The sequence below is a fragment of the Candidatus Benthicola sp. genome (genome assembly GCF_058719085.1).
This window is the reverse complement of sequence record NZ_JBZQEK010000115.1, coordinates 16,794-29,508: the sequence shown is the minus strand read 5'-3', so window position 1 is coordinate 29,508 and position 12,715 is coordinate 16,794. Positions and strand designations below refer to the sequence as shown.

The following is a 12,715-nucleotide window of genomic DNA, read 5'->3' as shown; positions in this document are numbered from 1 at the left end:
TTCGCTGGTGTGCTTCGAAGGTTGCGCGACGCGCTCGACCGGGGCGTGCCGGCTCGACGGGTGACGATGGATCCCCAGGAGGGGAAGCTCGTCAAGTCGTTGGGTCTCCTGACCCGGAAACCGGTGTTGTACGTGGCGAACGTCGACGAGCACGAGCTGGAAGTGGGGTCACCGCACACGGAGAAGCTGCGGGAGGCCGTCGCGCGCTACGATCCCGAGGCGGAGGTGGTCGAGGTCTGCGCCCGCCTCGAGGCGGAGCTCCTGGCTCTCGAGCCGGAGGAGAGGCTGGAGTTCCTGGCCGAGCACGGGATGAAGGAGAGCGGTCTGGCGCGCCTCGTCCGGGCCGGTTTTCGCCTGCTCGGCCTACAGACGTTCTTCACGATCGGCGATAACGAAGTCCGGGCCTGGACCCTCCGCGCAGGTGCGCTCGCTCCGGAGGCGGCTGGGCGAGTGCACACGGACTTCGAGCGCGGCTTCATACGCGCCGAGACGATTGCGTTCCGCGAGTTCACGGAGGTGGGGTCCATGAAGGTCGCCAGGGAGCGGGGTCTGGTCCGGTCTGAAGGCAAGGACTACGCGGTTCAGGACGGCGACATCCTGCTCTTCCGCACCTCGGCGTGATCTCGTTCCGAACCCCGGGAATAGCCCCCCGTCGAAGCCCGGTTTAGGTTGTTGTCGAAACCTGGCCGTGGCGCCGCGCGTACGGCGAGGGGCAGCGAAGGACGCGCCCAACACAGTTGAGAGAGACGTCGTGAACGATCTTGTCTCGCAGACCGGAGAGGGAGCGTACCGGGAGGGGCTCGGCTACGCCCTCTGGTGCCTCGTCTTCGTCGGCCTGGCCGGCATACACCGTATCTATCTCGGCAAGTACGGCACCGGCATCCTCTACCTGCTGACGTTCGGCCTGTTCGGGATCGGACAGTTCATCGATCTCTTCCGCATGAAGTCGCTGGTTCGCGAATCGAATATTCGTGAGGGGTACCTGCCTCATCCGCGAGTCGTGGGTCAGCTCATGAACCAGATGCAGTCCCGGTCGGTCGGGCCCGGCCGCCCCCTCCGCCACCAGCTTCTGGATGCGGCCGTCGCCCACGGAGGAGCCATTTCCGTGACGGACGGTGTCGCGGCCACCGGGGCGACGTTCGATGAGGTCGAGGCCGAGCTCAAGCTGCTGGTGGAGTCGGGGTACGTGGATGTCGATGTTCCACCGGGCAAGAGCTACATCGTCTACCGGTTCACGGAGCTCAGCTGACGTCGGCCCCAGGATGGTCGGGTCCCGTGCCCCCCTAGCGAACCGCCCCCTGTATGTAGTCCCGCAGGTATCGATTCTCGACCTCCGTCGCCTGCTTCATGGCCTTCACGACGTCCCCGATGGAGAGAACGCCCTCCAGCCGCTCTCCGTCCAGAATCGGCAAGTGACGGATTCTGTTCTCGGTCATCACCCCGGCCACGTAATCCAGTGAGTCCTCCGGTACGCCGACGACCAGTTGCGTCGTCATCACGTCTCCGACGCGCTGGCCCCCGAAGGTCGAGGGGGCTTCGGCTCCGAGACGCAGCACGTCCCGCTCGGTGAGGATTCCGACGATCGCGGAGCCTTCCGTGACGACGACGGAGCCGATGTTGTGCTGCACGAGGACGCGCATCGCATCATGGACCGTGTGGTCCGGTTCCACCGTAACCACATCTCTTCCCTTGCGGTCCAGAATCTCCCGAATCCTCATCCTGACCCTCCTCTGTCGGCTCCGCTGCCCGCGTCTTCTGACGCCCTCTTCACCTCCAGAATACGAAGAAGGGGGACGACCGGTGAAGGTCGTCCCCCGTTACGCCCTCTTGACCAGCGCCCGGAAATGCTAAGGATCCGAGCGCAGCAGGTCGTCGATGTAGTGAGCCGAGGCGTCGACATCCGCATAGGTCAATCCGATCAGCCCCATGCTCGGCATTTCCGAATCGTGGCCCACGAAGATGACCTCCCGTATGGCCGGTATGTCCCCCGCGTAGGCCCAGTCGGTCGCGGTCATGTCGGGCATCTCGATCTCGAATTTCACCGCGTCCTCACCCGTGCCGTCTCCGCTCGCTCCGTGGCACCGCGCGCAGGTGAAGGACCAAACGACACCACCCCTCTCCCACCGGGCGTTGTCGCTCTCCCAGGTGAGGGTGTCGAACACCGTTGCATCGAAGATCTCCGAAGCCCTGGCCACCGAGTCCGCCCGCGCGGCCCGAAGGGCGTCTTCGCGGTCAACCGCCGGTTCGCTGTCGTCTGCCCCCCCGCCGCAGGCCACCAGGCCGACGAGCAGGACGGTCCACAGCCCTGCTGACTTTCTGTTCATTTCGTTAACCTCTTGGTTCAAGGTGTTCGAACTTGCGTTGGGTACGTTCCTCCGGACTCAGCGATGTGTCGTAGCCGTAGAGAGCCCGATCCCAGGATCCGTAGGTCGGGTTCGGAAGCATGTGCCACCGATCGCCCCAGTGGTCCGAGTACTTCCGCGCCAGTTCGAGGCGCTGTTCCAGAGTCAGGTCTTCGACATCCGCGAAGTCACCGAGGTCATCACCGACGAGCATCAGAATCCGGTAGGAGGATGCGACCGCGCGGCGCCGGCGGCTCTTGGAGCCTTCGGCGTCACGGGTGAGCAGGACATCTACCTCGGAGGATACCGGGAAGCCGACCGCTTTCAGATTGTCGCGTGTGGCCGGTTCCAGGTGTGCTCTTCGGTTCGTCACGTAAAAGACGGTGATTCCCAGCGCCTCCGCCTTCGCGGTGAACTCGAGCGCCCCCGGGACGGGCCTGGCCGCTCTCTCCTCGACCCAGGCCGACCAGGAATCACTGCTGTAGGACGCCCCCGTCTCGAGCAGACGGGCCTGGTACGGGGAGTTGTCCAGCACGGTCTCATCCACATCCAGAACGACTGCCGGCGGCAGCATCCGGTACTCCCCGGTCTGCTCCAGGGCCGCCGTCCGGGAAGAATCCGCCAGCAACTGCGAGAGATCGCCGGAGGCGTCGGCGTACACGGACCGCGCCACCACCTCGTACTCCGCCGCCGTCTGTACCCAGAGTGTCGCATCGAGGTTGGCGTCGTTTCGCGGTGCGGCACTCGCACACGCCCCTGCGGCCGCGGTCATCCAGATCGCCGCGAGACCTCGCCAGGACCGGTTGGGAAATCGTCTCGAGCCCACAGGAAGGGGTCTCCCGAAGATGAACTCTCGCGCCCGCCACAGCGCCTTGCTGAAGGTCGCGCAAGGCGGCTGGAGACGCAAGAACCCGCTCGGTCCGTGACACCTTGACTCGGCCGCGATCATCCTCGATCCTAGGTCAGTCGGGTCCACAAGCCGTGCGTACCGAAGAGATCCCGTCCCGCGACTCTGAGGAGACGCCCGTTGGCAAAGCGAACGCGAGCCTCCAGCTGGATTCCGCTGGTCGTGATGACTGCAGTGGGCGGTTGGGCCACCTATTTGCTGACCGGATGGCTCGTCCGGCTGGCCGCTGGTGGCGAACCCGCTCTCGTCTGGCTGCTCGCCGGTGCCTATTCGGCCCTGGCGGCCGGATTCCTCGTGACCGCCCTCCTCACCCGTCTCGCCCCCGCTCGGCGATACATCGTGGCGGTCAGCCTCGTCTTCGTCATGGTCGGCATCGCCGGAGCCCTCATCTTCGACCTCTCCGGTGAAGCGGGACCGATCCCGGCATCTCTGCTCGGCATCTCGCTCGTGGTCGGAGCTTTCGGCTATGCACTTCGAGTGAGGGGCTTTTCGGAAGCGGTTTCGAACCGCGAATTGTAGGCTTCGAGGGGGGACGTCAGGACCCATCCGTTCGCAGGCTGTCCGCGAGGTCCCGGGTTCGGGAAGACGGTTCGGCCGCATACTCCATCTCCAGGCGTCGAGCGAAGTGGGTGTAGGCGCTGAGGGCGCCGGCCCGGTCGCCGGCTTCATCCAGGAGGCGGATCAATCTGTGCAACGCAGGCTCGTCAAAAGGATCCAGGTCCACGGCAGTGCGCGCCCAGAGGATCGCCTCTCGGTGCTCGCCTTTCTCGGACGCGGCCACCGAAAGGTCCCGACCCGCAGCAGCCGCCTCTCGCCGAAGCGCGAGCCTTTCCGCTTCGAGCCAGCGCTCGAATTCGGGTGCCCCGTCCAGATAGAATCCGGGCATCAGGTCTCCCCGGTACAGTTCCATCGCGTCGAGTTCCCGGCCCTTCCTCAGGTGCTGCCGGAACAGGCTGGCGTCACACTCGAAGAGCATCGGATCGAGTCCGACCTCGTCGTCCCCCCGCGTGATGATCACCTCGGCCGCCAGGTCGCGTCGGAGAACGTATAGGGCCTGCCGCAGAGAGTGACGGGCGCTGCTCGGGTCGGCCGCTGGCCAGAAGGTGCCGATCAGCAAGTCTCTTCTCAGGAATTCCGCATCGACTCCGAGCGCGAGGAAGGTCAGCAGAGCCAGGCGCTTCGGTTGTCTCAGTATGCCCGGTACCGATTGGCCTTTCCACGTCAGATCGACCGCCCCCAGCAGCCTGAGACCGTACTTCGCTTCCTCGGCCTTGCCCTCGGCGACGAAGGGCCGGTCCTCCGGGATGACGGTGGGCCCCAACGGTCCCGTGGCCGAGCCGTGGCGTTTCAGCGATTGGAGCACATCCGTCGTGCCTGGTCGATCCGCGGGATCCTTCGACAGGCACGCTTGGAGCAGCGCCTGCAACTCCGGCCTGACCTGCACGCCGAGTGAGGCGAGCGGAAGAGGATCGAGAGCCAGGTGGGCCCGTACCTGTCCCTGAAGCCCCGATCCCGGGTACGGTCCGAGTCCGGCCAGGAGATGATAGGCCAGCACGCCGAGCGAGTAGATGTCGGAGGCCGCTCCGGGCTCGGAGCCACGCAGCACCTCGGGACTCGAGAACCGGAAGTCCGTCACGATGTGTCCTGCGGTCGTCAAGCGCTCGGATGGGCCTTCGGAGTCAGCGAAGTGCGCCACCAAACCGAAGTCCGCCAGCAACACCCGATTGGATTGCTCGTCGCACAGGATGCTCTGCGGGCGAACGTCCCGATGGGCCAGCCCATGGGAGTGGACCGTCTCCAGCGCGCTCGCGATCGAGATCAGGATCCGGCCAGCCTCGGGCTCCGACAGCGGCCCCTCCCTCTTCAGACGCTCCCGGAGGTCGCTTCCGCGCACGTACTGCATCACGATGTACGGCATCGAGTCGCGGACCTCGCCCACGCGGTAGATGGATACGACGTTGGGGTGCGAGATGGCCGCCAGTGAGGTCGCCTCGCGGCGAAAACGGGCCACCGTCTTGGCGACGTCCGCCTTGTCGGGGTGGAGGGCCTTGATGGCCACAAGACGCTGGAGCGCCGGTTCGCGCGCGAGAAAGACGGTCGAGGAGTGTCCGCCGCCCAATCTCCCGACGATTTCGAACTCGGGGGACAGGGCGTTCTCGAGGTCCCCCTGCAGCCGTTCGGAGAGGGTCGCTCGACGGAAGCTCCGATCCGAGGGCCCGGTCGCTGGGGCGCTCACCTGCCTGCCCCGTCCCACCAGGTCGAATCCCCGCGCGTCGGGGTCATAGCCGTATGCACGGTCGATGCCCTCTCTGAGCCACGTTGATTGGATCGGTCAGGAGAGGTCGAATGTAAATACAACCTGCGGGCGAGTCACGCCGCCTGGCGTCTTCCGGTTCCACGGGGGCTGTCGGCGGGCCGTTCATCGCTCCCATAATAGCCGCATGAGGAATACCAATCCATGCGATGCGCTCTGCGTACTGGAACTGGCGAACGTCCTGGCCGGACCCTCGGTGGGAATGTTCTTCGCCGAGCTGGGCGCCAGGGTGATCAAGGTAGAGAACCCTGGAACGCGGGGAGACGTGACCCGGTCCTGGCGAGCGGTTGAGGAGTCTCCGGGTGGGCCGGGGGCATACTTCTCTTCGGTCAACTGGGGTAAGGAATCGATCGGCATCGATCTGACCACGGACGAGGGCCAGACCATTGTCCACGATCTGGCCCGGCGGGCAGACGTGGTGATCGCCAGCTACAAACCGGGTGACGCGAGCCGGCTCCGAGTGGATTGGGCGACGCTGTCCGAGCTCAATCCGAAACTGGTGTACGGTGAGATCACGGCATACGGTGATGACGAGGATCGAGTCGGGTACGACGCCGTGATTCAGGCGGAGACCGGCTTCGCGAGCATGAACGGGACCGAAGAGTCGGGTCCTCTCAAGATGCCCGTGGCCTTGATGGACCTGCTGGCGGGACACCAGCTCAAGGAGGGCATCCTGGTCGAGCTCCTCCGACGCGAGCGATCGGGCCATGGCGGTCGCGTGTCCGTGTCTCTGTTCCGGGCGGGGGTGGCGGCCCTGGCGAACCAGGCAGCGAGCGCGCTGATGACGGGGGTGGTGCCCGGCCCCATGGGGTCGGGCCATCCGAACATCGTGCCGTACGGTACCGCGTATCGCTGCCGCGACGGACGTCACCTCGTCCTGGCGGTGGGAACGGACGAGCAGTTCCGGCGTCTCGCTCACTGCCTGGAGGAACCGGGTCTCGGCGACGATCCTCGATTCGCGCTCCAACGGAACCGGGTCCAGCACCGCGAGCGGCTCGAGGCGGCGCTGGCGGACGCCATCTCGAGGTGGGAAGGGATCACTCTGATGCGCCGTCTGAACCAGTACGGGGTTCCCGCGGGCTTCGTTCGCGACGTCCGCGAAGCGCTGGAGGATCCGGCGGCCGGGACCGTGCTGCGGGACGATGCTTCGGGAGCGGCGGCCGTGCGGACGGTCGCGTTCAGGGCAGGAGGCCGGTGGGAGGAAGAGCTCACGCCGCCTCCTCGGCTCGGCCAACACACGCACTCCGTTCTCACCGATCTTCTCGGCTACCGAGAGGACGCCGTGGAGTCGCTCGACCGACGCGGCATCATCGTCCGGTGCCCGATCGATGCGGAGAGGAACTGAAATGAGTCGAGTGAAATGGTGCTTTCCTCCGGGTCCGACCCCGTACCTTCCGATTCGTGGAACGACGGAGCGGTTTCCGGTGCGCCGCATATACTGCGTAGGCAGGAATTACGCGGCGCATGCCCGGGAGATGGGGGGCGATCCGGAGCGGGAGCCTCCCTTCTTCTTCACCAAGCCACCCGACGCGCTCGTGCCGGGGGGCGGAAGAACCGAATACCCGCCGGGTACCGCAGAGCTTCATCACGAGGTGGAGCTGGTACTGGCACTCGGCTCTACCGGGGCCCACGTCGATGCCGGGCGGGCGCGCGACTTGATCTTCGGCTATGCCGTCGGGCTCGACCTCACGCGGCGCGATCTGCAGCGCGACGCGAAGGCTGCCCGGCGTCCGTGGGACCTGTCGAAGGGGTTCGACCACTCGGCTCCCTGCTCCGCTCTCACTCCCGCGTCGGAGGTCGGCGACCTCGGCGGCGGGGAGATCGGTCTCACCGTGAACGGGCAGGTCCGGCAGGCCGGCGACCTGAAGGACATGATCTGGTCCCCGGAAGAGACGGTCGCGCACCTGTCGCGTTTCGTCGTTCTTAGGCCGGGAGATCTGGTCTTCACGGGTACGCCGGAAGGAGTCGGTCCTCTCGAGGTCGGCGACCGATACCACGCGTGGGTGGTGGGGATCGGCGAGCTTCACGGACACATGGAAGCTCCGCGAACTCCGGAATAGACTCACCGACGCACCGGAGGTCCTCCGCCGAATCAAAGGAATCGCTCGGCGGTCCCCGGCTCCGGTAGCGGACATTGGTTCAAGCGGCGAACCAGCGAGTGGCGACGCGATGCGATGGCCGTATAGAGACCATCTCGAATCCGGCGGGGCACGAGCCTCAGGATGTTGGCCGCCTTCCAAGGCCAGCCCAGGCCGGACGCGATGCGCAGAGCCGCATCGCTGCGAATCCAGAGCCTGGCTCCCTCGACCAATGCCACGGTGTTACCCTCGATGACCGGGCGGACGACCTCCCGATTGCCCGGAACTGCCTTCAGGACACTGTCGGACACGGGAGAATCGAGGGGAGCGAAACGGAACCGGGCGGACCGGTCGTGCCTGAGCACGAATCGCACGCTGGCCACGCACAGCGGGCACTGGCCATCGAACAGGACCACGGGGTGATCCCGGGGGGATCGGAACCGCCCCGGGTGCGTTGAGCTTCCGGCGTCGGTACCGGTGATCATCTCTACCCCGACCTTCCTCGAAGCATGTTGACGGGAAGCGGCGGCCGCTTACCTTCGGGCGCTGAGGTCCGCTGGATCACTCGATACCCCCTTTCAGCCGGGAGAGGCCATTGAGCGGCAGGAAGCTGCCCCCGACCGCGTACGCCATCGAGGAAGGTCAGGAGTACGTACCGCTCACCGCAGGGCAATCGCTCACAGAGTTCACCCTCAAGGCCGTGATCTCGGGCATCGTGCTCGGGGTCATCTTCGGGGCGGCCAATACCTATCTCGGTTTGAAGGCGGGGCTCACCATCAGCACCTCGATTCCCGTCGCGGTGCTCACGGTCGTGGCCTTCCGGGTGTTCCAGGCCTTCGGCCTGAAGCACAGCATCCTGGAGACGAACATGTCGCAGACCGTGGGGTCGGCGAGTTCGTCGGTCGCCTCCGGGGTCCTGTTCACGATCCCGGCGCTCTTCATCTGGGGGATGAACCCCGCATGGCTCCAGGTGTCCCTCCTCGCGATGTGTGGAGGCCTCCTCGGCGTGCTGTCGATGATTCCTCTGCGGCGCTATCTGATCAAGAGGGAGCATGGAACCCTTCCCTACCCGGAAGGAATGGCCTGCGCCGAGGTCCTGGTAGCCGCCGAGGAAGGCGGCTCGCAGGCGGCGGGCGTGTTCTGGGGCATCGGCGTGGGCATGGCGTTCAAACTGCTCACCGACGGCGCCAAGCTGGTTCGGGGCGTGTTCGAGTTGGCCCTCCCGGCCCGCGCCACGGTCTCGATCGCCGTCTCACCTCCCCTGATCGGCGTGGGATACATTCTGGGCATCCGGATCAGTACCGTGATGGTGGCGGGTGGCGTCCTGTCCGCACTGCTGATCATCCCGGCCATCTTCCTCTGGGGATCCGGCCTCTCCGAGCCGCTCTATCCCGAGACCGAGAAGCTGATCCGGGACATGAGCACGGACGAGATCTGGAACCGGTACGTGCGCTACATCGGGGCCGGAGCCGTCGCCACCGGGGGGTTGATCACGCTCATACGCTCGATCCCCACCATGCTGGAGTCCTTTCGGCTCGGGGTGGAGCAGATCGCACGACGAACCGGAACCGCGGTTTCACAGGTAGCCCGAGTGGACCGGGACCTGTCTGCGCGCACGGTCGTCTTCGTGATCGGCCTGATTCTCGCCACCATGACCCTCGTCCCCGGGATCCTCGGCTATCTGGACTCCGTGGCCGTTCGCTTCATCGCCAGCCTCCTGATCGCCGTGTTCGCTTTCTTCTTCGTCACCGTGAGCTCCCGGATCGTGGGACTGGTGGGGGTGACATCGAATCCGACGTCGGGGATGACGATCGCCACCCTGCTCGGCACCAGCCTCGTCTTTCTGGCGCTCGGGTGGACGGACATGGCAGGAAAGGCGACCGCTCTCATGGTGGGCACGGCGGTGGCCATCGCGGCGTCGATTGCCGGCGATACTTCGCAGGACCTGAAGACGGGATTCATCCTCGGTGCCACACCGAGGTACCAGCAGATTGGAGAGCTGATCGGGGTGATCACCTCGGCCGGGGTCGTCGTCCTCGTGGTCATGCTCCTCCAGGCCAATGTGCCCGGAGGGCTCGGCGGACCCGAGCTGCCGGCGCCTCAGGCCACGTTGATGGCCCTGGTGATCGACGGGGTGCTGGATCAGAACCTGCCGTGGATGTTGATCATCGCCGGCGTCGCCATCGGTCTCGTCGCTTCGCTGTTCAAGGTGCCCGTGCTGGCCTTCGCGGTAGGCGTCTACCTTCCGCTCGACACCATGGCCGCGGTATTCGCCGGAGGCTTCCTCCGGTACCTGCTCACCCGTCGGCAGCGGGGCGCCGAAGCAGAGAGACGGCGCGAACAGGGGGTCCTTTTCGGTTCGGGGCTGGTCGGTGGAGGAGGGCTGACCGGAGTGGTGCTCGCCCTATGGGTGGGACTCCACGGCGGTCAGCGCATCACCGGCCTGGCGCCCGCACTGCCTCATGCGTTGGAGGAAGTGCTGGCATTGGCCACGACAGCCGCCATCCTCGGGGTCATGGCGTGGTTCGTCCTGAGAGGACGCCCGTCACCCGAAGCCACGGACTGACGCCCCGAGCGGAGTTCCCCCCGGGGACTGTCGTTCGGTCCACGAAGGCCGGGAATCAGCCCGGCCCGGGGATCAGAGGTACGTGATCAGCAGGACGACGATCAGGATTGCGATCAGGATCAGATAGGTCTTCTTCCGGTTCTTCTCGGCCATCGTGTCCTCCTGGACGAGTGACGTGAAACGGACAGTACGCCGTTCATCTCCCGCGTACCCGACCTGACCCGGGCTGCCGGTCGCAGGGCACGGCCTCCAAGATGGTATGCAGCCACAGACCCGTCCAGCGGGAAGCTCTACTCCCCCATCAGGCGAAGACGGACGCGTCGTCTGCGGGGGCGGTTGTCGAAGTCACACAGAACGACCTGCTGCCACGTACCCAGCTCGAGGGCCCCATCGGTGACCGGTACGGCGAGGGACGGACCGATGAGAGCGGAGCGAACGTGGGAGTAGCCGTTGCCGTCGCCCCAACGCCGGTCGTGCTCGTATTCGCGATCTTCCGGCACCAGCTCCTCGAGGGTGCGCTTCAAGTCCGCGACGGCGCCGGTCTCGAACTCGAGGGTCGTCAGACCGGCCGTGGAGCCCGGGATGAACGCGACCAGGACGCCCTGGCGTACCCGGCCGCCGGCGACGAATTCGGCGAGATCGGGAGTCAGGTCCAGCACATCCGTCCCGGCCGTCGTCTCGTACTCCAGAGTCGTGGAAGCGACGGTCACTCGCTCAGCCCTTCCTAGAACAGCTGACGGTACAACGGACGAAACCACCAGAAATCCTGGAAGGCGAACGCGAGTATGATCCACACGACGATGCCCCACACCCAGACACCGATCACTTCCCCACGTTTCAGCATAGGCCCTCCGAGACCCGGGTCGACGCGCCGCCCGCGCTCAAGATAGCGAATCCTGACGAGTGCCGGTAAGGCGCGGCGCCTTCGGTACGCTCCAGCCGGCGTTCATCGTCCGGCAAGCTCGGCGAGGGACTCCGTGAGCACTTCGTAGAACTCCTGCACGGAAGACACCTTCACCCGCTCATCCGGCGAGTGAGGGAAATCGATCTGAGGGCCGAAGGAGATCATGTCCATACCCGGGTACTTCTCCCCGATGATCCCGCACTCGAGTCCCGCGTGCACGGCGCCCACTTCCGCCTCTCCCGCGACCCGCCGGTGAACCTCCCGGACGATACCCAGCAAGTCGGAGTTGACGTCCGGCTGCCACGCCGGGTACCCGTCCTTCTCCTCGAGGTCCGCTCCCGAGAGGTCGGCGAAAGCCCGAATCCGCTGACGGAGTGCCGCCAGAGCGGACATGACCGAGCTTCGACTGCTCATGAGGATGAAGGCACGGCCGTCCTCTTCCCTGACGACGGCCAGATTGGTGCTCGTTTCGACGAGTCCTTCGATCTCCTCGCTCATCGCCACCACTCCGTGCGGAAGAGATGTGAGGAGGGCGAGAAGCTTCCTCGAGGCCGGGACGCTCAAGGCGTCGGAAGGAACCTCCGCATCGGAAATCTCGAACACGAAACCAGGGTCGGCGGCATGAAGCTCGGAGCGGCTGGCTTCCAGCTCCCTGGCGAGGATCGCACGCACCGTCGAACCGATCTCTTCCTCTCCCGGGAAGACGAGAATGGCGGAGGCCTCACGCGGGATCGCGTTGTGAGCGTTGCCTCCCTGGATCGCGGCGATACGAACGGGTTCGGCGAGGCAAGCCGAGTACAGGGCCCGGGCGAGGCACTTGATCGCATTCCCCCTTTGAAGGTGGATGTCGACGCCGGAGTGCCCCCCCTTCAGCCCGCTGACGCGCACACGAAGGGCGGCCGACCCGGGATCAGAAGCGCCTCTCTCCACGGTGAGGTGCAGGTGGGAGTCTGCACCTCCGGCGCACCCGATCGTGAGGACGCCTTCCTCTTCCGAATCCAGATTGATCAGCCGCCGTCCTCTCAGCAGGTCATCGGAAAGACCGCTGGCCCCCGTGAGTCCGGTCTCTTCGTCGATCGTGAACAGGAACTCGAGCGGACCGTGACGGAGGTCATCCGCCTCCATGATGGCGAGCATCGTCGCGACCCCGATTCCGTTGTCGGAGCCGAGGGTGGTACCGTCGGCCGTCAGGTAATCCCCCTCGAGGACCGGTCGAATCGGGTCCGCATCGAAGTCGAAGTCGACGTCGGAGTTCTTCTCCTGCACCATGTCCAGGTGTGCCTGGAGAATCGTCGGAGGGGCTTCCGCGCCCCCTTCGCTCGCCGGCTTCCGCACCACCACGTTGCCCGTATCGTCCACCTGGTGATCCAGTCCCAGTCTCTCGGCGATGCCGATCACGAAAGCCCGGGCGCGATCCTCCTTCTTGGAACCTCTCGGTATGGCCAGCAGCTGATCGAAAAAGCCCCAGACCTTCTCAGGTTTCAGCTCGGATACGACGCTCATGACTCCTCCTGTGTGAACGAGCGGGACCGCATGAGCCGGTCACGCCGCGGAACACGAATGCTGGCGGGTGCGACGAGTACTCGACAACTTCGGCACGATAC

General features: G+C 65.7%; 13 protein-coding genes. 6 read left to right on the top strand and 7 right to left on the bottom strand.

What is annotated here, in order from left to right; translation table 11 throughout:
* Together AC36XV_RS08975 and AC36XV_RS08970 are read left to right on the top strand one after the other, a co-directional pair.
* Positions 1-621: DUF933 domain-containing protein (locus AC36XV_RS08975; protein WP_492203347.1), on the top strand; the 621-nt coding region annotated here is incomplete at its 5' end.
* Positions 622-751: 130 nt separating this feature from the next.
* The gene (locus AC36XV_RS08970) at positions 752-1,249 is read left to right on the top strand and encodes a TM2 domain-containing protein (protein WP_492203346.1); all 498 of its coding nucleotides are present in this window, start codon (positions 752-754) and stop codon (positions 1,247-1,249) included.
* 34 nt (positions 1,250-1,283) lie between these two features.
* On the opposite strand, the gene AC36XV_RS08965 is transcribed toward AC36XV_RS08970, so the two are convergent.
* The 3 genes from AC36XV_RS08965 to AC36XV_RS08955 all read right to left on the bottom strand — a co-directional run bounded on the left by AC36XV_RS08965 (position 1,284) and on the right by AC36XV_RS08955 (position 3,168).
* Entirely contained in the window at positions 1,284-1,718 is a 435-nt protein-coding gene (locus AC36XV_RS08965) for a CBS domain-containing protein (RefSeq protein WP_492203345.1), read from the bottom strand.
* A 129-nt stretch (positions 1,719-1,847) separates the two neighbouring features.
* Positions 1,848-2,324, bottom strand: a complete 477-nt coding sequence (locus AC36XV_RS08960; protein ID WP_492203344.1) for a c-type cytochrome — start codon at positions 2,322-2,324, stop codon at positions 1,848-1,850.
* Between the two features lie 4 nt (positions 2,325-2,328).
* Positions 2,329-3,168 carry a 5'-nucleotidase, lipoprotein e(P4) family gene (locus tag AC36XV_RS08955; RefSeq protein ID WP_492203343.1) on the bottom strand — a complete coding sequence of 280 codons (840 nt, stop codon included), beginning with the start codon at positions 3,166-3,168 and terminating at the stop codon, positions 2,329-2,331.
* A gap of 201 nt (positions 3,169-3,369) precedes the next feature.
* On the opposite strand from AC36XV_RS08955, the gene AC36XV_RS08950 reads away from it, so the two are divergent.
* Positions 3,370-3,768, top strand: coding sequence for a hypothetical protein (locus tag AC36XV_RS08950; protein WP_492203342.1), 399 nt, complete (start codon positions 3,370-3,372; stop codon positions 3,766-3,768).
* Positions 3,769-3,784: 16 nt separating this feature from the next.
* Here the strand turns inward: AC36XV_RS08950 and AC36XV_RS08945 are convergent, their stop codons facing one another.
* A complete protein-coding gene (locus tag AC36XV_RS08945) occupies positions 3,785-5,485 on the bottom strand; it encodes a protein kinase domain-containing protein (RefSeq protein WP_492203341.1) in 1,701 nt (566 codons plus the stop codon).
* Between the two features lie 205 nt (positions 5,486-5,690).
* Here AC36XV_RS08945 and AC36XV_RS08940 point away from each other — a divergent pair, with 205 nt between their 5' ends.
* Entirely contained in the window at positions 5,691-6,908 is a 1,218-nt protein-coding gene (locus tag AC36XV_RS08940) for a CaiB/BaiF CoA transferase family protein (RefSeq protein WP_492203340.1), read from the top strand.
* A gap of 1 nt (position 6,909) precedes the next feature.
* Positions 6,910-7,623 (top strand): fumarylacetoacetate hydrolase family protein, encoded by a 714-nt coding sequence (locus AC36XV_RS08935; RefSeq protein WP_492203339.1) that lies wholly within the window; start codon positions 6,910-6,912, stop codon positions 7,621-7,623.
* A gap of 32 nt (positions 7,624-7,655) precedes the next feature.
* On the opposite strand, the gene AC36XV_RS08930 is transcribed toward AC36XV_RS08935, so the two are convergent.
* The gene (locus AC36XV_RS08930) at positions 7,656-8,126 is read right to left on the bottom strand and encodes a thiol-disulfide oxidoreductase DCC family protein (protein ID WP_492203338.1); all 471 of its coding nucleotides are present in this window, start codon (positions 8,124-8,126) and stop codon (positions 7,656-7,658) included.
* Positions 8,127-8,236: 110 nt separating this feature from the next.
* Between AC36XV_RS08930 and AC36XV_RS08925 the strand changes: the two genes are divergently transcribed.
* On the top strand, positions 8,237-10,207 hold the full coding sequence (locus AC36XV_RS08925) for an OPT family oligopeptide transporter (protein ID WP_492203337.1): 1,971 nt from the start codon (positions 8,237-8,239) through the stop codon (positions 10,205-10,207).
* A 290-nt stretch (positions 10,208-10,497) separates the two neighbouring features.
* Here the strand turns inward: AC36XV_RS08925 and AC36XV_RS08920 are convergent, their stop codons facing one another.
* A complete protein-coding gene (locus tag AC36XV_RS08920; RefSeq protein ID WP_492203336.1) occupies positions 10,498-10,917 on the bottom strand; it encodes a secondary thiamine-phosphate synthase enzyme YjbQ in 420 nt (139 codons plus the stop codon).
* Positions 10,918-11,153: 236 nt separating this feature from the next.
* Entirely contained in the window at positions 11,154-12,614 is a 1,461-nt protein-coding gene (locus AC36XV_RS08915; protein ID WP_492203335.1) for an aminoacyl-histidine dipeptidase, read from the bottom strand.
* Positions 12,615-12,715: the final 101 nt, after the last annotated feature.

Bases quoted from the DNA above. Each gene is read 5' to 3' on its own strand.
- AC36XV_RS08940 (WP_492203340.1), top strand. From the start codon at position 5,691: ATGAGGAATACCAATCCATGCGATGCGCTCTGCGTACTGGAACTGGCG.
- AC36XV_RS08930 (WP_492203338.1), bottom strand. From the start codon at position 8,126: ATGATCACCGGTACCGACGCCGGAAGCTCAACGCACCCGGGGCGGTTC.
- AC36XV_RS08965 (WP_492203345.1), bottom strand. From the start codon at position 1,718: ATGAGGATTCGGGAGATTCTGGACCGCAAGGGAAGAGATGTGGTTACG.
- AC36XV_RS08960 (WP_492203344.1), bottom strand. From the start codon at position 2,324: ATGAACAGAAAGTCAGCAGGGCTGTGGACCGTCCTGCTCGTCGGCCTG.
- AC36XV_RS08935 (WP_492203339.1), top strand. From the start codon at position 6,910: ATGAGTCGAGTGAAATGGTGCTTTCCTCCGGGTCCGACCCCGTACCTT.
- AC36XV_RS08915 (WP_492203335.1), bottom strand. From the start codon at position 12,614: ATGAGCGTCGTATCCGAGCTGAAACCTGAGAAGGTCTGGGGCTTTTTC.